24 protein-coding genes and 1 pseudogene are annotated in these 25,258 nt (G+C 41.8%); 18 read left to right on the top strand and 7 right to left on the bottom strand.

The features are described from left to right. Positions 1-14 precede the first annotated feature (14 nt). Positions 15-2,021: a choline BCCT transporter BetT gene (locus tag ACHB7C_RS12730; protein WP_042846844.1), complete on the top strand. Its 2,007-nt coding sequence runs from the start codon at positions 15-17 to the stop codon at positions 2,019-2,021. Positions 2,022-2,119: 98 nt separating this feature from the next. On the opposite strand, the gene ACHB7C_RS12725 is transcribed toward ACHB7C_RS12730, so the two are convergent. From ACHB7C_RS12725 to hpaR, 4 genes and pseudogenes are all read right to left on the bottom strand, one after another. Next, positions 2,120-2,725, bottom strand: a complete 606-nt coding sequence (locus tag ACHB7C_RS12725) for a hypothetical protein (RefSeq protein ID WP_272679005.1) — start codon at positions 2,723-2,725, stop codon at positions 2,120-2,122. After that, entirely contained in the window at positions 2,722-3,825 is a 1,104-nt protein-coding gene (locus tag ACHB7C_RS12720) for a hypothetical protein (protein WP_395347496.1), read from the bottom strand. The genes ACHB7C_RS12725 and ACHB7C_RS12720 overlap by 4 nt, the downstream gene beginning before the upstream one ends. A 24-nt stretch (positions 3,826-3,849) precedes the next feature. After that, positions 3,850-4,020 (bottom strand): annotated as a pseudogene (locus tag ACHB7C_RS12715) (DUF637 domain-containing protein); the annotation flags it as partial. Positions 4,021-5,006: 986 nt separating this feature from the next. Next, positions 5,007-5,462, bottom strand: a complete 456-nt coding sequence (gene hpaR / locus ACHB7C_RS12710; RefSeq protein WP_042846846.1) for a homoprotocatechuate degradation operon regulator HpaR — start codon at positions 5,460-5,462, stop codon at positions 5,007-5,009. Positions 5,463-5,890: 428 nt separating this feature from the next. Here hpaR and ACHB7C_RS12705 point away from each other — a divergent pair, with 428 nt between their 5' ends. The 17 genes from ACHB7C_RS12705 to ACHB7C_RS12625 all read left to right on the top strand — a co-directional run bounded on the left by ACHB7C_RS12705 (position 5,891) and on the right by ACHB7C_RS12625 (position 22,823). Then, the gene (locus ACHB7C_RS12705) at positions 5,891-6,520 is read left to right on the top strand and encodes a fumarylacetoacetate hydrolase family protein (protein WP_042846847.1); all 630 of its coding nucleotides are present in this window, start codon (positions 5,891-5,893) and stop codon (positions 6,518-6,520) included. Further along, entirely contained in the window at positions 6,520-7,299 is a 780-nt protein-coding gene (locus ACHB7C_RS12700) for a fumarylacetoacetate hydrolase family protein (RefSeq protein ID WP_042846848.1), read from the top strand. Before ACHB7C_RS12705 ends, ACHB7C_RS12700 begins: the two co-directional genes overlap by 1 nt. Further along, positions 7,299-8,765, top strand: coding sequence for a 5-carboxymethyl-2-hydroxymuconate semialdehyde dehydrogenase (gene hpaE / locus ACHB7C_RS12695; RefSeq protein ID WP_210855501.1), 1,467 nt, complete (start codon positions 7,299-7,301; stop codon positions 8,763-8,765). Before ACHB7C_RS12700 ends, hpaE begins: the two co-directional genes overlap by 1 nt. A gap of 223 nt (positions 8,766-8,988) precedes the next feature. After that, entirely contained in the window at positions 8,989-9,870 is an 882-nt protein-coding gene (gene hpaD / locus ACHB7C_RS12690; protein ID WP_042846850.1) for a 3,4-dihydroxyphenylacetate 2,3-dioxygenase, read from the top strand. Positions 9,871-9,879: 9 nt separating this feature from the next. Next, positions 9,880-10,263: a 5-carboxymethyl-2-hydroxymuconate Delta-isomerase gene (locus tag ACHB7C_RS12685; RefSeq protein WP_042846851.1), complete on the top strand. Its 384-nt coding sequence runs from the start codon at positions 9,880-9,882 to the stop codon at positions 10,261-10,263. A gap of 40 nt (positions 10,264-10,303) precedes the next feature. Then, a complete protein-coding gene (locus ACHB7C_RS12680) occupies positions 10,304-11,530 on the top strand; it encodes a Bcr/CflA family multidrug efflux MFS transporter (RefSeq protein WP_080750906.1) in 1,227 nt (408 codons plus the stop codon). Then, the gene (locus ACHB7C_RS12675) at positions 11,527-12,990 is read left to right on the top strand and encodes an NAD-dependent succinate-semialdehyde dehydrogenase (protein WP_395347492.1); all 1,464 of its coding nucleotides are present in this window, start codon (positions 11,527-11,529) and stop codon (positions 12,988-12,990) included. Before ACHB7C_RS12680 ends, ACHB7C_RS12675 begins: the two co-directional genes overlap by 4 nt. 192 nt (positions 12,991-13,182) lie before the next feature. After that, positions 13,183-13,986 carry a 2-oxo-hept-4-ene-1,7-dioate hydratase gene (hpaH, locus tag ACHB7C_RS12670; protein WP_129466846.1) on the top strand — a complete coding sequence of 268 codons (804 nt, stop codon included), beginning with the start codon at positions 13,183-13,185 and terminating at the stop codon, positions 13,984-13,986. A 9-nt stretch (positions 13,987-13,995) separates the two neighbouring features. Continuing rightward, complete coding sequence (gene hpaI / locus ACHB7C_RS12665) at positions 13,996-14,802, top strand: 4-hydroxy-2-oxoheptanedioate aldolase (protein WP_042846854.1); 807 nt, start codon at positions 13,996-13,998, stop codon at positions 14,800-14,802. Between the two features lie 163 nt (positions 14,803-14,965). Next, positions 14,966-16,333 (top strand): 4-hydroxyphenylacetate permease, encoded by a 1,368-nt coding sequence (gene hpaX, locus ACHB7C_RS12660; RefSeq protein WP_042846855.1) that lies wholly within the window; start codon positions 14,966-14,968, stop codon positions 16,331-16,333. 189 nt (positions 16,334-16,522) lie between these two features. Continuing rightward, positions 16,523-17,413: a 4-hydroxyphenylacetate catabolism regulatory protein HpaA gene (hpaA, locus tag ACHB7C_RS12655; protein WP_042846856.1), complete on the top strand. Its 891-nt coding sequence runs from the start codon at positions 16,523-16,525 to the stop codon at positions 17,411-17,413. A 514-nt stretch (positions 17,414-17,927) separates the two neighbouring features. Further along, positions 17,928-19,490: a 4-hydroxyphenylacetate 3-monooxygenase, oxygenase component gene (gene hpaB / locus ACHB7C_RS12650; protein WP_042846857.1), complete on the top strand. Its 1,563-nt coding sequence runs from the start codon at positions 17,928-17,930 to the stop codon at positions 19,488-19,490. A gap of 19 nt (positions 19,491-19,509) precedes the next feature. After that, a complete protein-coding gene (hpaC, locus tag ACHB7C_RS12645; RefSeq protein WP_042846858.1) occupies positions 19,510-20,028 on the top strand; it encodes a 4-hydroxyphenylacetate 3-monooxygenase, reductase component in 519 nt (172 codons plus the stop codon). Positions 20,029-20,255: 227 nt separating this feature from the next. After that, entirely contained in the window at positions 20,256-20,813 is a 558-nt protein-coding gene (locus ACHB7C_RS12640; protein WP_129466848.1) for a LemA family protein, read from the top strand. Positions 20,814-20,843: 30 nt separating this feature from the next. Beyond that, entirely contained in the window at positions 20,844-21,884 is a 1,041-nt protein-coding gene (locus tag ACHB7C_RS12635; protein ID WP_349483911.1) for a hypothetical protein, read from the top strand. 1 nt (position 21,885) lies between these two features. Further along, entirely contained in the window at positions 21,886-22,428 is a 543-nt protein-coding gene (locus ACHB7C_RS12630; RefSeq protein ID WP_042846862.1) for a LemA family protein, read from the top strand. Further along, positions 22,425-22,823: a hypothetical protein gene (locus ACHB7C_RS12625; protein ID WP_042846863.1), complete on the top strand. Its 399-nt coding sequence runs from the start codon at positions 22,425-22,427 to the stop codon at positions 22,821-22,823. Before ACHB7C_RS12630 ends, ACHB7C_RS12625 begins: the two co-directional genes overlap by 4 nt. A 20-nt stretch (positions 22,824-22,843) precedes the next feature. Here ACHB7C_RS12625 and ACHB7C_RS12620 read toward each other — a convergent pair whose 3' ends face one another. The 3 genes from ACHB7C_RS12620 to ACHB7C_RS12610 are packed head-to-tail and all read right to left on the bottom strand — an operon-like array spanning position 22,844 to position 25,178. Beyond that, positions 22,844-24,028 carry a cyanate transporter gene (locus tag ACHB7C_RS12620; RefSeq protein ID WP_042846865.1) on the bottom strand — a complete coding sequence of 395 codons (1,185 nt, stop codon included), beginning with the start codon at positions 24,026-24,028 and terminating at the stop codon, positions 22,844-22,846. Then, complete coding sequence (locus ACHB7C_RS12615) at positions 24,028-24,492, bottom strand: nucleoside deaminase (RefSeq protein ID WP_048608315.1); 465 nt, start codon at positions 24,490-24,492, stop codon at positions 24,028-24,030. Before ACHB7C_RS12615 ends, ACHB7C_RS12620 begins: the two co-directional genes overlap by 1 nt. Beyond that, complete coding sequence (locus ACHB7C_RS12610; protein WP_131680455.1) at positions 24,492-25,178, bottom strand: ankyrin repeat domain-containing protein; 687 nt, start codon at positions 25,176-25,178, stop codon at positions 24,492-24,494. The genes ACHB7C_RS12615 and ACHB7C_RS12610 overlap by 1 nt, the downstream gene beginning before the upstream one ends. Positions 25,179-25,258 lie beyond the last annotated feature (80 nt).

The following is a 25,258-nucleotide window of genomic DNA, read 5'->3' as shown; positions in this document are numbered from 1 at the left end:
AAAAGAAGGTTGTTATGAGTCAAATAAATGATGATTCTAAAAAAGTTCGCTCCAAAATTAGTCCCCCAGTATTTTATAGCTCCGCAATTGTTATTTTGGTCATTGTTGGCTTTGCTGCCTTAATGCCCCAAGTTGCAGAATCTCATCTAAGTCATCTTCAACAAAATTTATTTAATAACGCCAGCTGGTTCTATATCCTTGCTGTTGCGATTGTTCTATTGAGTGTGACTTATCTGGGACTCTCTCGTTATGGGCAAATAAAATTAGGACCGGATCACGCACAGCCAAATTTTAGCTATGTTTCATGGTTTGCCATGCTATTTTCCGCTGGTATGGGTATTGGTTTGATGTTCTTTGGTGTTGCTGAACCAGTAATGCATTATCTGAACCCACCTATTGGTGATCCCCAAACCGTTGAAGCCGCTAAAGATGCCATGCGATTAACCTTTTTCCATTGGGGGTTACACGCTTGGGCGATTTACGCCATAGTTGCATTAATTTTAGCCTTTTTTAGCTATCGCCATGGGCTTCCTCTTACTTTACGCTCCGCTCTTTATCCTATTATTGGCGAGCGTATTTATGGCCCAATTGGTCACGCTGTCGATGTTTTTGCGGTTGTTGGTACCGTATTTGGTGTCGCCACATCGCTCGGTTTTGGTGTTTTACAAGTCAATGCGGGGATGAACCACTTATTTGGTCTGCCCGTTAATGAAATGGTGCAAGTTGGGTTAATTATTGCTTTTACAGGCTTAGCGACTATCTCGGTGGTCTCAGGGTTAGATAAAGGTATCCGTATTTTATCTGAACTCAACCTTGGTTTAGCCTTCCTATTGTTGCTCCTTGTTCTTATTTTAGGCCCAACAGTATTACTGTTGAAATCGTTTGTTGAGAACACAGGTGGCTACCTATCAGAGATCGTCACTAAAACCTTTAATCTTTACGCTTATGAACCCAAATCAAGTAGTTGGTTAGGGGGATGGACTCTCTTGTATTGGGGTTGGTGGTTATCATGGTCTCCATTTGTAGGGATGTTTATCGCTCGTATTTCTCGTGGGCGTACTATCCGTGAATTTGTTACTGGAGTACTGTTTGTTCCTGCCGGTTTCACTTTAATGTGGATGACGTTCTTTGGTAATACTGCTATTGATTTAATTAAAAATCAGGGAGCTACTAAGTTAGCGGAAACCGTACAATCTGATGTTTCTCTCGCCTTATTTGAATTTTTAACTTACTTTCCTTTTTCTACTGTATTGTCATTTTGCGCCATGCTGATGGTCATTGTGTTCTTTGTGACTTCGGCGGACTCAGGTGCAATGGTTGTTGATACCCTTGCCTCAGGTGGTGATTCAAATACCCCTATTTGGCAGCGTATCTTCTGGGCAGCCCTGATGGGTATTGTTGCTATCACTATGCTACTCGCTGGTGGTTTACAAGCCTTGCAAACGCTGACGATTGCGAGTGCATTACCATTTGCTATGGTCTTGTTAGTCTCTATTTATGGTTTGTTTAAAGCATTGCGTGTCGATGCCTACAAACGCGATAGCCAACAGCTCGCAACGATCGCTCCTACAGCAAGCCGTAATCCTATACCGTGGCAGCGTCGCTTACGTAATATCGTTTATTTCCCTAAGCGTTCACATGTTAAGCGTTTTATCGAGGAATCCGTGAAACCTTCAATGGAAATGGTATCAGAGGAACTCGAGAAGCAAGGGACGGTTTGCCATATCCACACCGACAGAGATGACCGGATCGGGTTTGAAGTGGATTTAGGTAATGATATGAACTTTTTATATGAAGTTCGCCTTCGTTACTATATTCAACCTTCTTTTGCCTTAGCAGGTATGGGGGATGAAATTGATGAAGAGAAAAATGAAGAACAACGTTACTACCGTGCTGAAATCCATCTAAAAGAAGGTGGGCAAGATTATGATGTGATGGGTTGGGCTAAAGAACAAATCATTCACGATATTCTTGACCAATATGAAAAACATATTCACTTTTTACACTTATTGGGTAAGTAGCCCTAAAAAAGAACTTAGTCATTAGAGACTAAAGTTTATACCGCAGTAACCGCCATCTTTACGTAAAGATGGCGGTTATTTATAATACTTTCCTAACTTTAATCATGGTACATACGAGGAAAATATTCACTAATTTTGTCGTTATCGAATAACTGGTCTACAGTGAAATCAATGGTATCAGATACCGCAATTCCATGGCGCAACTCTTTGGGAAAGTCTTCAACTGAAGCATAAATAGTCGGCATCAAATAACGGAAATAATCTCCCATCTTAGTTTCACCATCATAGCCGACAGGGTAATCATCTCCAGGGTTATTGCCTTCTATAGCTTGATAAATAAAAAAGCCTTTATTGACTGACAGATTAGTATCACTGTAATGCCCCGAAGTCATTAACTCGCTTTCTATACACTCTTCAACTTCTTTTTTCGAAGATAGATGTCGATAAAGACATGATGAATATAAATCTAAAATAGCTAAGCCACCTTTATCAAGGGGATAGTTTACAAAAGTTGCTGATTCTTCCCACATAAATTCATTTAAATTATTCAATAGTTCTGTAACATTACTAATCGCCAGTAACGATTTAGGTAAATCACCAAAACCATTATTAATCATGACTGCGATTTTTCCATTTTTATCTATGGCAAACCAAGTAAAAACCGAACCAAAGCTAGGTTTCCAATTAATATCTAACATACTCATTTATCTACTCCTGTTGGCCATGTAACTAAGCAATTATCACATGTTTCTTTTATTGCTTTTAGCGGAATTGTATCTTTTCCCCAAACCTCTCTTGGCCTGATCGCTTGGGTAAATCGGATATTTTCTGGCTTAACTCCTTGACGAATCAACGAGTCCGCGGCTGATACCTCAGCACAAGAGCCAACTGTATTTTTACAAAATGTTGTATATTCACCTATTTTAACACCGAGTTGGTTCTCAACATAAATTACAGTGTCCTTATTCAGCATTTCAGCTGAAATTTTACCATCGCTATATCCAATAGCTATCTTCCCCGTCACAGGATCATACGCACCTATCATGGTGGCTGTATTTGCAGCCTGAGTCTTAGACGGGAGTCTATTAATCTCTGCGATCAGTTTGTTAGTCGCAGAGGCGTGCAACTGCTCTTTTTCTATGATGGGGATTAATTTCGAGATATTAAGCTTACCTGAAGTCAATAGCTCTTTTGAGGTGGTTGGTATTATATTTTTTAATGATTTAAGTGCCTCTTCAGAATTCACTACGACTTTATAGCCCGCTCCTCCAATTGCGGTTGTCGATATAGCAGCTTCAGGTGCTGCTATATCGGCTGCTACCAAGCCTAGCTTAGTCGCGCAGAAACTGACGCTAGCTTTACATCCAGCAAAACTTAATTTTAACCCTTCCGCAATTTGTGGAGTCGCGGCAACAACTATTTCACCTCCGAGTATGATGACAACCCCGCCGACGGCAACTAAACCCACTACTCCAGCTGCTTGTTCTCTTGCAGCAACTCTTTGTGCGGCAGCTTTATCTCCTTTAGCTGCTGCCATCATATCCAGATTGTTCTCTATAATTATTTGCTGTAGTTGATGCTCTGTATAATTGTACGTATAAACCAGCTCAGCAGAATTAGCGGCAGAAAAAGCCCCTTCTGGCTTATGGGTAATTAATGCCCCTGCAAATCCACCTAATACTTTAGTGAATTGAGTTTTGGCATCATTCCCCTTAATAGCATCTTGTAGTAATGCGATTTGTCTTTCTTGCTCATTGATATATTTTGGCTCAAACAATTTACTGTTTAATGTTATTGCAGCCAACTCTGCTGCTAGTGCACCAACAACTGCACCTTTCGCATCTCCACCAGCAATTTCAGCACTTACACCCGAAACAACAGAGTGACTTAATAGTTTTCCTGTATGGCCTAGAATCTCCCCATTGTCGCCAATAAGTCGAGCACCCTCAGCATTAATCTGATTTCCAATATTACTGAGTAAGGCAGTCTTAAAGTTAATGGTAAAAATTATTGTTATATGCTGACAATCAATCGATTGATTTTATTGATAGTGATTTTACTGATGAGTTTGGCACTAGTAAGTAGAGCCATCGAGGTAATTTCACAATTGCAAAAAAGAACATGACAGTGAGGAATTGACTACCTATCTAATAAGTATCAGTGAAGTTCGACTTCAGTGAATCTACAGGGAAAGTGAATCATTTAAGTATCTAAATAATTCAAATTGCAGGAAGGGGACAATTGAGGATAGTTTGGGGAGCATACATTAGTATGTGACCCAAATAGCCGAAAGAAGCCAACACAGCTAGAGCTCGAAATATAACGAATACAGGTTAATTTTCTAAATAGTTCGAACTCTAGCAAGGCGGCAATTGAGGATAGTTTGGGGAGAATATATCAGTATGTGACCCAAATAGCCGAAAGAAGCCAACACAGCTAGAGCTCAAAATATAACGAATACAAATTAATTTTCTAACTAGTTCGAACTCTAGCAAGGTGGCAATTGAGAATAGTTTAGGGAGAATATATCAGTATGTGACCCAAATAGCCGAAAGAAGCCAACACAGCTAAAGCTCGAAATATAACGAATACAAGTTAATTTTCTAACTAGTTCGAACTCTAGCAAGGCGGCAATTGAGGATAGTTTGGGGAGAATATATCAGTATGTGACCCAAATAGCCGAAAGAAGCCAACACAGCTAGAGCTCGAAATATAACGAATACAAATTAATTTTCTAACTAGTTCGAACTCTAGCAAGGTGGCAATTGAGGATAGTTTGGGGAGAATATATCAGTATGTGACCCAAATAGCCGAAAGAAGCCAACACAGCTAGAGCTCGAAATATAACGAATACAAGTTAATTTTCTAAATAGTTCGAACTCTAGCAAGGCGGCAATTGAGGATAGTTTGGGGAGCATACATTAGTATGTGACCCAAATAGCCGAAAGAAGCCAACACAGCTAGAGCTCGAAATATGACGAAAATTTAGGCGCTCTTTCTCTTATCAGCAGAAATATTACTATAATCTGGGCTCTCTAATGCAATTAGCTCATCTAATAGCTCGGTTAAACGTTGCATTTTTTCCTGAGAAAAGGCCTGCTCTATTTTTTGATAACCCTCTTCCACTTCTTGGCGCGCTTTGTCATATAGCTCTTGCCCTGCGGGCGTCAAAGAGACATACAATTTACGTTGGTCATTCAACGGTTTTAAGCGGAAAATTAAGCCCTCACGCTCCATACGGGTTAAGATCCCCGTTAAACTTGGACGAAGAATACAGGTTTGGACTGATAATTCATGAAAATCAATTGAACGTTTATCAGCTAAAACCCGAATGATACGCCATTGCTGTTCAGTCAAATTATACGACTTCAATATTGGCCGAAAGAACCCCATTGCGGTTTCCCTTGCCTGCAACAATGCAATTGTCAATGATTCATGCATAAGCTTAAAACTCACCACTCAATTAAAGTTATTTAATCCAATTTAGGTGCTTCACGGTGACTACCATTTTGCTGTATTGGACGTTATTTTGTTCAATCGCACACTGTCTATACTGACTTTTACACGACCAATTTACTTATTACCAAGAGTAGCACGGTCAAATAACAATCTCAAAGAAAAACCCTAAAATATTAATGAGTAAATAATTTAAAAAACAATATACAAGTTAAATATTTGTAAACCATAAAAAATAGCAAAAATAATAAACCATACAATAACAATGGGTTGCATCATTGCCATCTGATTATGTTAATACGATCACAATTAAAATTAACATTTCCATAAACCTATTGCTAATTTCAAAATTATACTTTATTAATATATTAATAATTACTCGAAAGTTAAATTCTTTTCATAAGGAGTTGTCAATGAAAGGCACTGTTTTTGCCGTTGCCCTCAACCACCAAAGCCAGCTTAATCACTGGCTAGAGGCATTCCAGCAAGCCCCTTATAAAACCCCACCTAAAACACCAGTGTGGTTTATTAAGCCGCGTAATACGCGTATTAACTCAGGTGAGCCAATCATCCATCCTATTGGAGAAGAAGTTCAAAGTGGTGCAACGCTAGCGCTAGTCATTGGTAAAGAAGCACGTAAAGTGAGTAAAACCGATGCACATCAGTTTATTGCAGGGTTTGCACTAGCAAACGAAGTGAGCTTGCCAGAAGACACCTTCTATCGTCCTGCCATTAAAGCTAAGTGTCGCGACACCTTTTGCCCAATAGGTGAAATGGCGACAACTTCGCTAAATGCTCCTGTCGATATCATCACTCAAGTAAATGGTAAGGAAGTGGATCGTTGGTCAACAAAAGATCTGATCCGCGATGCTAGCGAGTTAGTGGCAGCACTAAGCGACTTTGCCACCCTAAAACAAGGGGACGTGATCCTAATAGGCACGCCACAACAACGTGTCACTATCAAACCGGGTGACGAAGTGGTCATCCTAGCAGAAGGCTTCCCTAGCCTGAAAAACACCGTTGTGGCAGCAGGAGGAAAATAATGTCTACTATCACTAAACGCGCAAAAGTTCTGTTTAAAGGCACTGAATATTCCGTCACTGTTGGCGACAACGAAGAAATAACCTTACCAAACGGGGATGTTATTGCTGGTGATTCTTCCGATATCGTGTGGTTACCTCCTGCACAAGGGACTTTATTTGCCCTAGGCTTGAATTATGCGGATCACGCAACAGAATTAGAGTTTAAGCCACCTGAAGAGCCGCTAATTTTTATTAAAGCTGAAAATAGCTTAACGGGCCACCGCCAAGTCTCAGTCCGTCCAGATAATGTTGAATATATGCATTATGAGTCTGAATTAGTGGTCGTAATTGGTAAAGCTGCCCATAAAGTATCGAAAGAAGACGCGATGGATTATGTCGCAGGTTACACCGTGTGTAATGACTATGCGATCCGCGACTATCTTGAAAACTATTATCGTCCAAATTTACGTGTTAAAAGCCGCGATACCTTAACACCAATTGGTCCTTGGATCGTCGATAAAAGCGCAGTTAAAGACCCTCACAACCTAGCTTTATATACCTATGTTAATGGTGAACTTCGCCAAAAAGGGACAACTGCTGACCTAATTTTCGATATTCCATTTTTAATTGCTTACCTCAGTGACTTTATGACACTGCAACCGGGGGACATGATTGCCACAGGGACACCAAAAGGGCTGTCTGATGTGGTACCGGGCGACGAAGTCATTGTTGAAGTTGAAGGTGTTGGCAGACTAGTCAATACCATTATCAGCGAAAAAGAATATGAGGAACGAGTGTAATGACTAAGATTAACCATTGGATCAACGGAAAAAACGTTGCTAGCAAAGACTATTTTCAAACCACCAACCCAGCAACTGGCGAAGTATTGGCTGAAGTCGCGGCTGGTGGGCAAGATGAAATCAACCAAGCCGTTGCTGCTGCAAAAAATGCCTTTCCTAAATGGGCCAATACCCCGATGAAAGAGCGCGCTCGCTTAATGCGTCGCCTTGGTGAACTCATTGATGAAAACGTCCCTCAAATTGCGGAAATGGAAACCCAAGATACTGGTTTACCTATTCATCAAACTAAAAATGTGTTGATCCCTCGTGCCTCACATAACTTTGAATTCTTTGCCGAAATTTGCCAGCAAATGAATGGTCGTACCTACCCAGTTGACGACAAAATGATGAACTATACCTTAGTTCAACCTGTTGGTGTTTGCGCACTGATTTCCCCATGGAACGTCCCATTTATGACGGCAACATGGAAAACAGCCCCTTGTTTAGCGCTGGGTAATACCGCTGTGTTGAAAATGTCTGAATTATCACCATTGTCCGCTAACCGCCTTGGGGAACTGGCACTTGAAGCAGGTATCCCTGCGGGTGTTCTTAACGTGGTTCAAGGTTACGGTAGTACTGCCGGTGACGCGTTAGTTAAACACCATGATGTACGCGCGGTTTCCTTCACAGGGGGTACCGCCACTGGCCGCACCATCATGCAAAATGCAGGCTTGAAAAAATACTCAATGGAATTAGGCGGAAAATCCCCGGTTCTGATTTTTGAAGATGCAGACATTGAACGCGCATTAGATGCCGCACTGTTCACTATTTTCTCAATAAATGGTGAACGTTGTACCGCAGGTTCTCGGATCTTCATTCAAGAAAGCATTTACCCTGAGTTTGTAAAACGCTTTGCTGAACGTGCAAACCGCCTCATCGTCGGCGACCCGAACGATCCAAAAACACAAGTCGGTGCATTAATCAGCGAACAACATTGGAACAAAGTATCTGGTTACATTCGCTTAGGTATGGAAGAAGGTGCAACCCTATTAGCTGGTGGCCCAGATAAACCAACTGACTTACCTGCACACCTAAGAAACGGTAACTTCTTACGCCCAACTGTTCTGGCCGATGTTGATAACAGCATGCGTGTCGCACAGGAAGAAATTTTTGGTCCAGTTGCTTGCTTAATTCCGTTTAAGTCAGAAGAAGACGGTTTACGCATGGCAAATGATATCGAATACGGTTTAGCTTCCTATATTTGGACACAAGATGTGAGCAAAATCTTACGTTTATCTCGTAATATCGAAGCCGGTATGGTGTTTGTTAATACCCAAAACGTACGTGACCTACGTCAGCCATTTGGTGGTGTTAAAGCATCCGGTGTTGGCCGTGAAGGTGGCGAGTATAGCTTCGAAGTCTTCGCGGAAATGAAGAACGTCTGTATCTCCTACGGAGACCATAACATCCCTCGCTGGGGTGTGTAATAAAAAGCAAAATTATTCAGTAGCAAGCTACACCATTCTTTATTCTAAGTAATTTTGAATCAATGATAATTAATTTGGCTACTTATCCTAAATAATTCGTATTGTAGCTAGGCGGCAAGTGAAGTTATCCCTAGGAGCATACTGAAGTATGTGACTAGGGTAACTTTATGAAGCCAACAACGCTACGGCGCGAAGTATGACGGATAAGCGAAGGAGGAAGGAAATGGGTAAGTTGGCACTCGCCGCAAAAATAACACACGTCCCATCCATGTACCTATCAGAACTACCGGGTAAAAATCATGGATGCCGCCAAGCCGCTATCGATGGTCATAAAGAAATTAGCCGTCGTTGTCGCGAATTAGGCGTTGATACCATCATTGTTTTTGACACGCACTGGCTGGTCAATAGTGCTTACCACATCAACTGCGCCGATCATTTTAAAGGTATATATACCAGTAATGAACTCCCTCATTTTATTCGTGATATGGAATATGAATATGATGGAAACTCAGTCCTAGGCCAAATGATCGGCGAAGAAGCGCGCAAATTAGGTGTTCGAGCTCAAGCTCATGAAATTCCAAGCTTAACTCTCGAATATGCGACTTTAGTTCCTATGCGCTATATGAATAGCGACCGCCACTTTAAAGTGATTTCTATCTCCGCATTCTGTACTTCTCACAGCTTTGAAGACAGCCGGAAATTAGGCGAAGCCGTACTGACCGCGATCGAAAAATACGATGGCACCGTGGCTGTATTGGCTAGTGGTTCTTTATCACACCGTTTTATTGATGACCAAAAAGCCGAAGATGGTATGAATAGTTACACCCGCGAATTTGATGAGCAAATGGACAAACGTGTTGTGAAACTATGGCGTGAAGGTCGTTTCCAAGAGTTTTGCAAAATGCTGCCTGAATATGCTGATTATTGCTATGGTGAAGGGCATATGCACGATACGGTAATGCTATTAGGCATGCTGGGTTGGGATAAATACGCGGAAAAAGTGGAAGTGTTAACGGATTTATTCGCCAGCTCGGGGACAGGGCAAATTAACGCCGTATTCCCTCTTCCAAGTTATATTACTGAAAAACAAACCGCTACTGTATAAGGAATTGTTATGCCTCATTTTTATGCAGAATGCACAGAAAACATTCGTGATGAAGCCGAGCTCCCAGCGTTATTCGCTAAAGTGAATGATGCCCTTGCTGAGACGGGGATTTTCCCACTAGCTGGAATTCGTAGTCGCGCTATTTGGCTAGATACTTGGCAGATGGCCGATGGTAAGCACGACTATGCGTTTGTCCATATGACGTTAAAAATTGGTGCTGGTCGTTCCCTTGAAGATAAGCAAAAAACAGGGGAAATGATTTTCGACCTCATCAAAAACCATTTTGCTGATTTAATGGCAAAACGCTACTTAGCACTATCTTTCACCATGGAAGAGCTAGACCCTGTATTAAATTACAAACAAAACAATGTGCACGCCCTATTTAAAGGGTGAGGGTTTAGGCAGTAACTAATCGTTGTATTGAGAGGGCAAGATGGTTAAAAGTTTCGATAAACACATACCGCACTACCTAATCCCATTATTGGGGTCATTAGTGGCATTCGGCCCATTGTCTATCGATATGTATCTTCCTGCCCTACCTCAGATGGGGGTTGCTCTTCAAGCCTCTCAGGGGCAAATGCAGTACACACTAGGCGCTTTTTTTGCTGGCTTTTGTGTCGGGATGCTGTTTTACGGGCCACTGAGCGATTTGCTGGGCCGCCGTAAAATGTTGTTAAGTGGCTTGGCAATCTTTACCGTAGCAAGCTTATTATGTGCTCAAGCCTCTGATGCCAATACGTTAATTATTTTCAGGGCGCTACAAGCTTTTGGCAGCGGTGCTGCAATCGTGATGGCGAGGGCAATTGCTAGGGATGTGTATCCCGCAAATGAATTACCTAAAGTGTTGTCATTAATGACACTCGTCACCATGATTGCTCCATTACTTGCCCCATTACTAGGTGGTTTTCTACTTATCCACTTTCAGTGGCAAGCTATTTTTTATTTGTTGGCGCTGATTGGCCTATCTTCCGTGGCGGCAATTTTTTTCTTGCTCCCTGAAACATTACGCCACCAGCGGGGCACTGAGAATATTATTTGCGTTGCTTTTAAAAACTACGCTCAGGTGCTCAGCGACAAAGAAGCACTGAGTATTATCGGTACCATGGCGTTCTCTTTCGCAGGGATGTTCGCCTTTATTAGTGGCTCACCATTTGTTTACATCAGCTATTTTGGTGTTTCTGAACAGCATTATGGCCTGTTATTCGGCTGCAACATCTTGGGGATGATTGTCATGCTGTTACTCAATGTTAAGTTGCTAAAAACCTATAGTTTGACGCGTATATTGACCATGCAAAGCGGTTTTCAACTTGCGTTTGGCTTATTGTTGTTACTTTTTTATCAACAAAGCCTCTCCATAATTGTTATTCTGGTGGTACTGTTCCTATCGATGGTAAATGCTATCGGCACTAACAGTTTGTCACTGTTACTGCAACATCGCGGAAAAATTGCAGGTAGCGCCAGTGCACTCGCAATTTCAATTCAATTTGCATTGGCTGCTCTGGCTAGTGTTGCAGTTTCTGTATTACAGGATGAATCCCCATTTGCTATGACACTCGTTATGGCTATCTGTGCTGGGTTAAGTTTCACAAGCCAATATTTATCGGCTAAAAATCCCCACTCACAGGTGCAATCAGTGTCTTCGGAGAAAAACGAAAAATGAGCATAAATACCAATTCTACATTATTCCGCCAACAGGCTTATATCAACGGTCAATGGGTTGACGCACAAAACAACAACGTGTTTGAAGTGACAAACCCTGCGAATAACCACGTTATCGCCAAAGTGAGTAATGTAGGGGCGTTAGAAACCCAGCAAGCTATTGAAGCTGCTGAAAAAGCCCTCCCAGCATGGAGAGCTAAAACTGCGAAAGAACGTAGCCAGATTTTAAATAAATGGTTCCATTTGATGATGGAAAACCAAACAGAATTAGCGCAATTGCTCAGTGCAGAACAAGGCAAGTCGATAACCGAATCGATGGGAGAAATTGCCTACGGAGCCAGTTTTATTGAATGGTTTGCTGAAGAAGGTAAACGCATTTACGGTGAAACTATTCCGTCACCACTCCCAGGTCGCCGCCTTGTAACAATAAAACAACCTGTCGGTGTGGTTGCGGCAATTACGCCTTGGAACTTCCCTAATGCGATGATCACCCGCAAAGTCGGTCCAGCTCTAGCAGCCGGTTGTACTATGGTACTAAAACCCGCCGCAGAAACACCACTCTCCGCGCTTGCACTCGCGGCATTAGGTGAACAAGCAGGTATCCCTGCTGGCGTATTTAACATCGTCCCAGGCACAGATGCCCAAGCCATTGGCGGGGTAATGACCTCCAGCCCTATTGTCCGTAAATTGACTTTCACAGGTTCTACCCGTGTTGGCAAATTATTGATGGAACAATGCGCTAATACTGTGAAAAAAATGTCCCTTGAGTTAGGTGGTAATGCGCCATTTATTGTCTTTGATGATGCGGATTTAGACGCAGCAGTACAAGGGGCTTTAGCCGCAAAATTCCGTAACAGCGGGCAAACCTGTGTATGCGCTAACCGCATCTTAGTTCAAGAAGGTGTCTATGATGAATTCGCCGCTCGCTTAGCAAAAGCTGTAAATGAACTAAAAATTGGCCCATCAACCCAAGCAGATTCACAGCAAGGCCCGCTGATTAACCAAGCCGCTGTCGATAAAGTGACAGAGCACATTGCTGATGCTGTTTCTCATGGTGCGAAAGTGATTGCAGGTGGTAAACCAGCGTCGTTGGGTGGTTTGTTCTTTGAACCTACAGTGATCACCGGTGTAACCGAATCCATGAAAGTCTCTAAAGAGGAAACATTCGGTCCACTCGCGCCTTTATTCAAATTCCGTGATGAGCAAGAAGCCATTGCACTAGCGAATGACACTGAGTTCGGCTTGGCATCCTATTTCTATTCAAAAGATATCGGTCGAATCTACCGTGTTGCTGAGGCTTTAGAAAGCGGAATGGTCGGTATTAATGAAGGCATTATTTCAAATGAAGTGGCCCCATTTGGTGGCATTAAGCAGTCTGGTCTGGGGCGTGAAGGCTCACGCTACGGAATTGAAGATTATCTGGAAGTGAAATACCTCTGTTTCGGTGGTCTTTCTAATTAGAAAGACACATTAACTGGCGGTATTCGCTTTTAAAATCTTAGCTCTAAATAATTCGAGTTAGAACAAGGCGGCAAATGAGACTAATCCCTTAGGAGCATACCCGTGTGACTAGGGGATAGGCGCAAGCCTATCGTGAAGCTAACGCAGTTATAGCTCGAAGTATGACGAGCTGAGGTGCAAAAGGAGAATAAGATGTTACAAAAAGATGTCATATTGCAAATAGCCCAACGCCTTAATCAGGCTGAAAAATCACGTGAGCAGATCCGCCAGATTTCGTTGGATCACCCAGAGATGACGATTGACGATGCTTATGCCATCCAAAAAGAATGGGTTGGTTTGAAAATTGCTGAAGGACGTATACTCAAAGGCCATAAAATTGGGCTAACCTCCAAAGCAATGCAAGCAAGCTCACAAATAGATGAACCTGATTATGGCGCGCTACTTGACGATATGTTTTTTGATGACGGTTGTGATATTCCCACTGACCGCTTTATTGTCCCTCGTATTGAAGTAGAGCTTGCTTTTGTTCTCGCAAAACCCTTACACGGCCCCAACTGCACCATCTTTGATGTCTATAACGCAACTGATTATGTGATCCCTGCTCTTGAGCTAATTGACGCACGTTGCCATAACATAGACCCAGACACTAACCGTCCCCGTAAAGTATTCGACACAATTTCGGATAATGCGGCTAATGGTGCAGTAATTTTAGGCGGCAGACCTATCAAACCACGCGACTTAGATATGCGTTGGATTAGCGCACTGTTATATCGCAATGGCGTGATTGAAGAGTCTGGTGTCGCTGCCGCAGTTCTCAATCATCCCGCTAACGGTGTTGCTTGGTTAGCCAATAAATTAGCGCCGCATAATGTCCAACTTGAACCGGGCCAAATCATTCTTGGTGGTTCATTTACCCGACCTGTTCCTGCACGTAAAGGCGATGTGTTCCACGTCGACTACGGCAATATGGGTTCTATTAGCTGCCGTTTTGTATAAGGAAATACTATGGATCTGTTAGAAAATAAATTTAAAAAAGCCTTAAAAAGTGGTCAACCGCAAATTGGGTTATGGCTTGGGTTATGTAGCCCATACAGTGCTGAACTTGTTGCTGGTGCTGGCTTCGATTGGCTATTGATTGACGGTGAACATGCACCGAATAATGTACAAACTATATTATCTCAATTACAAGCAATAGCCCCTTATCCATCACAGCCAGTCGTCCGCCCACCGTGGAATGACCCGGTGATCATCAAACAATTGCTGGATATTGGTGCTCAGACACTTTTATTACCTATGGTGCAAAATGCTGAACAAGCAAAACAAGCCGTCCGTGCGACTCGCTATCCACCAGCGGGAATACGCGGTGTTGGTAGTGCATTAGCGCGTGCGTCACGCTGGAACCGTATCCCCGATTATTTAACTCGTGCAAATGATGAAATGTGCGTAATCGTGCAAGTAGAAACTCGTGAAGCAATGAATAACCTGCCTGAAATTTTAAACGTTGAAGGGGTGGATGGCGTATTTATTGGCCCAGCAGATCTCAGTGCCGATATGGGTTTTTCTGGTAACCCTAATCACCCAGAAGTTAAAGCCGCAATAGAAAAAGCTATTGTACAAATTCGTGAAGCCGGTATCGCCCCTGGGATCTTAATGGCGGCACCAGACGTTGCCGAACACTACCTGAAACTCGGTGCCCTGTTTGTGGCAGTAGGTGTGGATACCACATTACTTGCTCGTACCGCTGAAGCGCTGGCAGCTAAATTTGGCAAAACCGCCTCAGAGGTCACTCCAAGTACACCAAGCGTTTATTAACAATAAGTATCGCTAAATAGGTCAATTTTAACCCTACAGACAATTACCCTATTTAGCTAAATAAAAAAGCAATATCACAATATAGGGCAGACAGCACCATGACTGCCTACTAGTCCCTTGTACCTATAAAATCTTCAAAAGAAAGAATTGAGGGCCCTACAATATGAGTAATCAACAACTTGCAAGCACTAACCCTGCTGAGCAACATAAAAATTTAACTGAGCCACAGCAACGGGTAATTAATAAACTATTCAAACGGCTGATAGTATTCTTATTCGTACTATTTGTGTTTTCATTCTTAGACCGGATTAATATCGGCTTTGCCGGCCTAACTATGGGAAAAGATATCGGCCTCACTTCCACCATGTTTGGCTTAGCGGCAACCTTATTTTATGTCACTTATGTTATTTTTGGTATTCCAAGCAATATCATGCTCAGTATTGTGGGGGCTCGCCGTTGGATAGCCACCATCATGGTGCTTTGGGGAATTGCCTCAACCGCAACCATGTTTGCGACCGGGCCAACCAGTTTATACATCTTACGGATGTTAGTTGGGATAGCAGAAGCAGGTTTCCTACCGGGCATTTTAGTGTATTTAACCTACTGGTTCCCCGCTTATTTCCGCGCTCGTGCTAATGCCTTATTTATGATAGCCATGCCAGTTACCATGGCATTTGGTTCACTCGCATCTGGCTATATCCTTGGTTTAGATGGCGTTTTAAACTTAAAAGGCTGGCAGTGGTTGTTCCTACTAGAAGGTTTCCCATCTGTGATCCTTGGGGTACTCGTTTGGTTCTATCTGGATGATTCTCCGAAAAAAGCCAAATGGCTGACCCAAGAAGATAAAGACACGCTTCAAGAAATGATGGACCAAGACCAACTGGAATTAGTGCAACCCCATGGCTCAAAAAGCCATACAGCAATGCAAAATACCAGTTTATGGAAAGAAATATTCACCCCTGTTGTCTTGATGTATACCGTCGCTTATTTCTGTTTAACCAATACATTAAGCGCAATTAACATCTGGACACCTCAGATCATGCAAAGCTTCAATGAAGGCAGTAGTAATGCCATGATCGGCCTGTTAACTGCAATCCCACAATTTTGTACCATCTTAGGGATGATCTACTGGAGTCGGCGGTCAGACCGTTTGCAAGAACGGAAAATGCATACTGCCTTACCGTATTTATTCGCCGCCGCAGGCTGGGTACTTGCTGCCATGACGAGTCACCCAATTATCCAATTGATTGGGATTATCATGGCCTCGACAGGTTCTTTCACTGCCATGGCCGTATTCTGGACGACCCCTGATCAATCCATTAGTTTACGTGCTCGAGCTATCGGTATTGCGGTTATCAATGCAACGGGTAATATAGGCTCAGCCGTCAGTCCACTATTGATAGGTTGGCTAAAAGACCAAACAGGTAGCTTTAATTCAGGCCTCTATTTTGTGGCAGGTTTGCTGGTCGTCGGTGCACTATTAGTTATCGCTATCCCAATGAAGAACTCAAGACCAAGAGCAACACCTTAATATTTTGATGGTTTGAATGATTTGAAGGTTTTGAATGTTTTAATAATTTATGCTGCAAATAATTATTAAAGGGTGTTACCCAAAATAATTTGGTTTGCAGCTAGGCGGCAAGCAAGTTAACCCTTAAGAACATACTGCGGTATGTGACTAGGGTTGGTTTGTGAGGCCAACAACGCTGCGAGCCGAAGAATGAAGGGTAACTCAACTTTAATTACGAATATCGACATCAGTACAGACTACGACGAAACCCAAGGTAACGATGACGTTCACTACCAAACCTTTGGTAACATGGCGGCTTTCTTTGGCCGTGATATGCAAGCCCATCGCCATGACGGTTTTTTCCAATTACACTATTTGGTTACTGGTCATATCACCCTACAACTTGATGAATCTCGTTATTCGGTTCAGGCACCTTTATTTATTCTAACGCCCCCATCTGTCGCCCATGCCTTCTTTACCCAAGAAGACACTGATGGGCACGTACTAACTGTACGGCAAGATTTAATTAGCCCACTATTGGGTTCGCTTTACCCTGCTAACCCTGACTTAGTCAATATTCCAGCAATTTGTTTATCTGTTGCAGACAAACCCGAAGATATTGACACCTTCAATCATTATTGGGCGCTAATGGCTCGTGAATCGGCAAATAACGCTGTAGGGAAAGATCAGGTTTTATCCTCTTTAGCACAGGCTTTTTTTGCTTTTCTACTAAGGTCAATCCCTCTTGATGAGCACCCGACCACAGGTGTTCGAGGGGAGCATCGTTTATTCCAACGCTTTAATCAACTCATTGACTTACATTATCATGAGCACCTAGCAGTACCTGAGTATGCAAAAAAACTCGGGGTCACTGAATCTCGATTGAAAGATATGTGCCGCCGTTTCGCGAATAGGCCGCCTAAACGGCTCATTTTTGATAGGATATTAAGGGAAGCAAAACGTATGCTGCTATTTTCTGATAGCCCAGTCTCTGAAATTGCCTACCAGCTTGGTTTTAAAGACCCCGCTTATTTTGCCCGCTTTTTTAACCGATTAGTGGGTTGTTCCCCAAGTTTATGGCGCGAACAAAATATCCACTAGTACGGGTAGTTTTATCACAAAAATAACACATGTATTGCATATTAAGAATGCAATACATTTTCATGCTTCCTGATAGCCTATCTTTTCCCACCACCACACTTTTATCTTACATTTTAAAAACATTTTGATGTTTTATTGATTTTGTTTCAACATTATCAACAATGTCAAACTGATTAACAAAAAGTGAATGTCAAGATTAAAAAACAACCACCAAAAACCAAAACAACAAATATATATTAATATATAAATAAATTATAATTAATTGATATACATTGTTTTTATGTTTAATCCAATAATTACATTAACATCAAAACATCGAAGTGATCACAATTCTTTCATAAAAAACCATTTCCAACGAAAAGTACCCGTTAACCTTTAAAAAGTCTCTTTAAAACTTACTCAGAAAGCGATTCAATTAATAAACACAAAAGAAACATAAAATTAACATAATTTAGCTTGCAACCTTTGTACCCCCTATCATTGCAAGCCCTCATTGTGAGATAACGAGGTAGACATGAAACCAGAAGATTTTCGTTCAGATGCTAAACGCCCTTTTAATAGCCAGGAATATCTAAAAAGCCTACAAGATGGCCGTGAAATCTATATTTATGGCGAGCGTGTGAAAGATGTCACCACTCACCCTGCTTTTCGTAACTCCGCCGCTTCTATAGGACAATTATATGATGCGCTTCATGATAAAACGACTCATGACCAACTTTGCTGGAACACCGACACCGGTAATGGGGGATACACACATAAGTTCTTTCGTTTCGCCACAAGTGCAGATGAATTGCGCCAACAGCGCGATGCAATCGCAGATTGGTCACGCCAGAGCTATGGATGGATGGGACGCACTCCAGACTATAAGGCGGCATTCGCCAGTTGTTTAGGTGCTAACCCAGAATATTACGGCCAATTTGCTGATAACGCCCGTAACTGGTATAAACGCATTCAAGAAAGTGGGCTTTACTTTAACCATGCTATTGTTAACCCACCTATCGACCGCCATAAACCCGCAGATGAAGTAAAAGATGTTTATATAAAACTAGAAAAAGAAACTGATGCAGGTATTATCGTCAGCGGTGCAAAAGTCGTTGCAACTAACTCTGCGTTAACGCACTACAATTTTATTGGTTTTGGCTCTGCGCAAGTCATGGGTGACAACCCTGATTTCGCACTGATGTTTGTCGCCCCTATGGATGCTGATGGCGTGAAACTGATTTCACGTGCATCTTATGAATTAGTCGCAGGAGCTACTGGCGCACCATTTGATTACCCATTATCAAGCCGTTTCGATGAAAATGACGCAATCCTCGTGATGGATCATGTGTTAATTCCATGGGAAAACGTGTTGATCTACCGCGACTTTGATCGCGCTCGTAACTGGGCAGTACAAGGTGGTTTCGCTCGCCTGTTCCCGTTACAAGCTTGTGTACGTTTAGCGGTGAAACTCGATTTCATCACCGGTCTTCTGCAAAAAAGCTTGGAGTGTACTGGTGTTATCGACTTCCGTGGTGTACAAGCAGACTTAGGTGAAGTGGTTGCATGGCGCAATTTGTTCTGGTCATTAACTGATGCAATGACCTCTGAAGCAAAAGCTTGGGAAGGCGGTGCATTCTTACCTGATACTCAAGCAATTCAAACGTATCGTGTTATGGCACCAATGGCCTACACCAAAATCAAAAATATAATAGAAAGTAACGTCACCAGCGGCCTGATTTATCTACCATCTAGCGTTCGTGACATGAATAACCCAGAGATTGATAAGTATTTAGCAAAATATGTTCGTGGCTCCAACGGTATGGATCATGTTGAACGTATTAAGATCTTAAAACTTATGTGGGATGCAATCGGCAGTGAATTTGGTGGCCGTCATGAGCTGTATGAAATTAACTATGCAGGTAGCCAAGATGAAATTCGCCTGCAATGTCTGCGTCATTCATACGGTTCTGGCAATATGAAAGCCATGACAGATATGGTTGATCGTTGTTTATCCGATTACGATCAGCACGGATGGAAACGTCCACACCTGCATAACAACAATGATATTAATCAGTTAGATTCGCTGCTAAAATAATCGGCAGCAGGAGGTCAAAATGTCTTTAGAAAATGAACATCGCCTGCGTTTCAGAGATGCGATGGCAAGTCTTGGTGCAGCAGTTAACATAGTCACCACGGATGGTACTGAAGGTCGCTGTGGGATCACCGCAACCGCAGTCTGTTCAGTTACAGACACGCCACCAACTTTGATGGTATGTGTCAACCGCAATAGCGCCATGAATGCGGTATTTCAAAAGAATGGCCGCCTGTGTGTAAACGTACTAAGCCATGATCAAGAAGAACTCGCCTGCCACTTCGCAGGTATGAAAGGTTCAACCATGGAAGAGCGTTTTAGTTGGAATGTGTGGGACAACGGTATTTTACAACAACCTTTACTGAAAAATGCCCTTGCCAACCTCGAAGGTGAAATTACGCAAGTCCAAGATATTGGTACTCACTCAGTGTATATGGTTGAAATGAAACAAATCATTGTCAATGACACAGGGCATGGTCTGGTTTACTTTAAACGCAAGTTCCACCCTGTTATGCACCAAATACTTGAACCAACAGCGTAAGTAGCGATACAACTTGAAATATAACGAGTATATCTGACTGAAATAGCCTCTAATTTAAGAGGCTATTTTGTTATATATACTAAACTGTTACAGAAATACTTTACGATATTCCTTTTCTTTTTATATTACATTCCCTTTCACTCTTTTCTGATTGCATAATTAATAAGACTCTTATACGGTTAGCTAAAATCAAATTAAATAAAAACCGCTGACTAAAAGGCATTAATATGACCATCACTCTTATCATTGTAGCTGTTTTATTATTATTGGCTGTTGGCTGGGGGATATCTATTTATAACCGCTTAATCAATGCGCGTAACCAAGTGAATAACCAATTTGCTAATATCGACGTGGTTTTAAAGCAGCGTGCCGATCAAATTCCACAACTGGTCACTATTACAGAAAAAGCAATGGAACATGAAAAAAGCCTTTTTATCTCATTAAGTGACGCACGCCAAAGCTACTTTAGTGCCCAAAATATGGCGGACAAGATCACCGCTTCAAATGAAATGAACCGCGCACTGGGTAACCTTATAGCTATCGCAGAAAATTACCCTACCCTCATTTCTGGTGAGCAATTCACACAATTACAATTAGCCCTAAGCGATGTTGAAAATAAAATAGCCCAACGCCGTGAAAGTTTTAACGATGCAACAACAGAGTATAATACTGCAATACAAATGTTCCCTGACAACCTGATTGCTAATGCCTTTCGTTTTACACAATTACCATTACTTGATATTTCTGAAGATGATAAAAAATATCATGGTATCCAGTTTAAATAATATCAACGTAAAGGGTATTAGTCTGTGAATATGTATTTTTTACTCGGGGCAGCGATTGGTGCTTTAATTTTATTTATCGATAATAAGTTTTCGATAAATAAAAGAGTAAATTGGGGGATCATCCCTTTTATCAGCATTGCCTGCGGTATGTGGTACTCGCTATCACCTACTCAAGGGGATTACGGCAGTATCATTTATTATATTGTGATATTGACCATTTCCTTTTTTATTATTCGTCATATCGTCAAAGCCAGTAAAGCCGGCTTTCAGCGGTATCAGCGATTACAAAATGAAGGTTCATCAAAGTTTAGCGCTTTTCTTAAAGTACTCGTGGGGACTTTACTAGCAAGTTGCTTATTTGTAGGCTTTTTTATCGACATGCGAGTGTTTTTCATCGCATTTGTCTTAGCCTTCGTATTTAAGTTTATTGAAAATACACCAACCAAGCGCTTCTTAAAATTTCAAAAAAACCTCGCGACATCCAAAATACGCTCAATAGCTATGGGGCTTGTCGAAGTTGAAGGTGAAATAACCACAGGTACTGAAATTAAAAGCCAGTTAGGTAATAAAACCTGCTATGGCTCCTTTTATTTTGAGTATTCCATATCGAAAGATAAAGATGGTAAAAAAAGTTATACATTACAAAATAGTAAAAGCCGTATGGAGAGTTTTATCCTGACCGATGATACAGGGTCAGTAAAGGTAGAATGTGACCCCGATTACTTTGTTTATCCAGGGCTACAAGCGCATATGGATATTGAGCAAGGCAACCGTCGTTATACTGAATATTTGCTTGAATCAAAAACCCGTTATTTACTGATTGGCACCGCTGACGCGAATGAAAAAGGTGAGCCCGTTATTATCCGCAAAGCTCCTCATATGCTATTAGGTGTTTCTCCGGCTGACTATGTTGTACGTTGGAATAAAACCGGGCCGTTACGTCGGAATTTATCCATTACCGCCATTATTGCACTGTTATTGATTGGGGTTATTTTGGTTACCCCGATAAATTACCGTAATGGGCAATTAAATCTGTATTTTGACAAAATATCATTATTCGGTGATAACTAGCATGGAAACGCTTATTTTCTTCATTATTATTGTTATCATTGGCTATATAATCATTCGCTATCTAATTAATATTTATAACAATATTGTCTTTTTGAAAAATAATTGCCTCAAAGCATTTGCCAATATTGATGTGCTATTAATGAAACAAATTGAGTTAATACCAGCGCTGACTCAAGTGGCAGATAAAGCTATCGCGTATGAAAAACAGCTTATTAATGAAATAGTTGAAAGCCGACAGCGCTATTTATCCAATACGGCCATTGAAATCAAAATTGATACTGCAAACCAACTATCGCCAAAAATAAAGCCATTAATTGCTATCGCAGAAAACTATCCCGCGCTTATCAGTAAGGCGGTACTATTGGAATTACAAACACAAGCAAAGCATATTGAAGAGCAAATTGCTGACAGACGTGAATTTTTCAACCAAACGGTCACACTCTACAATACCGATATTCACATCTTTCCAAACCTAATTTTTGCAGCGTTATTTCGCTTTAAAGCTATTCCTCTGCTATACGGTAAACAGGAGCCTTCACAATGATCAGCATTCCTTTTTCTTGGTTTGGTTTTACTGATTGGCTTCTTGAGCAAGAAGCTGGGTTAGTCATTATGTTTGCCACGTTCGGCACATTGTTTTTATCTATTGCCACCCTTGTCGTACTAAATATACTCGGGTTAAAAAAACTCTCACTCTATATTTCAGGGGCTTTATTTTGCTCAGTTTTTATTAGCATGATTGTGATGATCCCACTATTACTGCTTTTCAGTATTGAAGACTCAATCAAGTTACAACTTATCTGGGTCATTATTGTTGCCAGTTGCCTAATTTCATTTTTAAGTAACCGACATTATTTGGAGATCTATTTTAATTCCATTGAAAATAAAATTGAAAAAGAAACCAAAAAACAAAAATCCAAACGGAAAAACAAAAAATAGAGGACAAATAAAAGTCCTTTTTATGGTTTCAATGCAAAAATCTTACTGTAATTTTTAGGGTTTAAACGTAAATAAAGCAACAATGTCACTAATACAAATGCAATATGCATTGCCCACACCCATGTAAAATTATGGCTGACTTGGTGTAACCAAGCTGCACATAGCGGGCCAAATGCGGCAATAATAAAGCCCCCCGCTTGCATTAAAGACGTAAGAGCTCCAGCACTAACAGGGTGCGATATATGGTCTAATGCAGTGATAATACTCAGTGCAAAACACCCACCAAGCCCTAGGCCGAGCAAAGCAACCCATAACAACGGGAAAGCATTCGCGAATAACATTAACCCTAAAAATCCAATTGCTTGGCTACTAAGCGTTACCATTAGCCAAAATCGCCGATCAATATTATGTGAAGCCAGTACAGGGATCATCAATGCAGATAACGCTTGAAACACCGTTAATATGGCAACAAAAGAACCGCTTTGTGCAGCACTGATCCCTTGTTGTTGGAAAAATGGCGCCAACCAAGTCACCACAGTGCCATAGCCTGCGTTGATAAGCCCAAACCCAGCCATTAACAACCAAGCTCTGGGTTTACGTAAAAAGCGCCATAAAGAAACCTGCTCGGCTTTTGGCGTACGAGCCGTACGAATGTTCAGAAAAACAGCAACCAAAGCCAACAGCGCAGGGAATGCAAGCCAAGCTAAAGCCGTTTGCCAATGCCCCGTTGCATTTTCTAATAGTGGCGTTAATTGCGCCCCGATCGCACCACCAGCCATTAAGGTTGCAGAATACAGCCCTGTCATCATCGCCATTTTTTGTGGGAAGTTAGCTTTGATAAGCCCCGGAAATACCGACTGAATGTACGCCGCCCCTACACCACATAAAAAGGCCGTGAACAGTAAAGAGGTGCCATCCTCTACAAAATAGCGCCCTAATGAGCCAACGAGCAGCAATAACATCGCTGCACTAATCCCTAACCGTTCTCCTAACTGTTGATTTAAGATAGGTACAATTAATGCGCCAATGCCCATCAACAACATAGGTAATAAAGTGAGCAAAGAAATACTTTGATAGCTCATCCCTGTCGTTTGCATAATACTATCAATAACGGGCCCTGGGCCGGTCATGAATGGCCGTAAATTGACCCCCACTAACACAATAGTGAGTATCAAGGCAAAAGAGGATGAGGCTGTTTTACCCATTATTTCTGTTGTTCCGACCATAACTGATACAGTGAAGAACAAGCGTCATTATCAGGTTTCAACTGTTCAAAACGCAAACCGGATTGGTGTTCAGGTTCAACCCGCAAAGCCTTGGCAATCCCTTCTGTTGAAAGCCCAAAGGGCTCTGCATCTTGGTTTGAATAAGCGTACACAACCCGGCTAACCCCTGCCATTCGCATAGCGGCAAGGCACATAGGACAAGGTTGCCCACTGGCATAGACCACACAATCTTCCAGTTTAACGCGGTTCAATGTTTTCCCTGCTTGTCGCAAAGCCATCAATTCGGCGTGTGCTGTTGGGTCACTTAATTCAAGCATTTGGTTCACACCAGTCGCCACCACTTGCCCGTCACACACCACGACAGCACCAAATGGGCGACCACCAGCCCGTACATTTTCTGCCGCTAAAGTGATAGCTTGCTGTAAAAATTGCCTATCTGACATTATTTAGCTCCTGATTTTTCAAGAATTTCAATAAGGTTACGATACCCTTTACTTTTTGCCAGCGTCAACGGCGATGCACCCGTACTATCCGCTAAATTGACATCCGCGCCACCGTTAATCAATAGTGTCACAATCTGCGCGTACTTATCACTACCATCACCCAAAATAATAGCTTCAATTAGAGCAGTCCATCCTAGGCGATTAACATGGTTAACATCCACACCAGCGTCAATCAACGTCTTAACTGTCTGCACATGCCCCCGCTCTGCCGCTGGGATCAGCGCCGTACCACCATAACGGTTGGTACTCGTTAAATCAGCCCCATTTTGTAAGGTTAATAACAAAATCTCCTGCAAGCCGCGGGCACCTGCATATAAATAAGGGGAATCTTGCATTGCATCCCGTGCATTCACATTTGCCCCTTGTTCAATCAGGTAACGAGCAACTGCAATTTGGTTTTTATGTGTTGCTGCCATCAATGGTGTACGCTGACGCAGATCTCGCTGTTCAATATCAGCCCCCTGTTCGACCAAAGATTGCAACTGATGAAGGTCGCCTTGCTCCGCAAGTGCGACAAGTGGACTCTGTTGTGGATTTGCCATCCCTTTCACCATAAATATCAAAGAAATAGCCAAAATACCCAGTAAAGAAACCAACCACTTAATAGATAAAAAAGTTATTTTCATGATTTATCTCCTATAAGCCCTTTAATCTACTCAAAAAATATGCTATTTAAAAATTAAATAACTTAATGATAGGTATTAAA

It is taken from the genome of Providencia sp. 2024EL-00732 (assembly GCF_044006275.1).
In the GTDB taxonomy this organism is placed as follows: domain Bacteria; phylum Pseudomonadota; class Gammaproteobacteria; order Enterobacterales; family Enterobacteriaceae; genus Providencia; species Providencia huashanensis.
The sequence above is the reverse complement of the archived record's forward strand: the minus strand, read 5'-3'. Positions and strand labels throughout refer to the sequence as shown.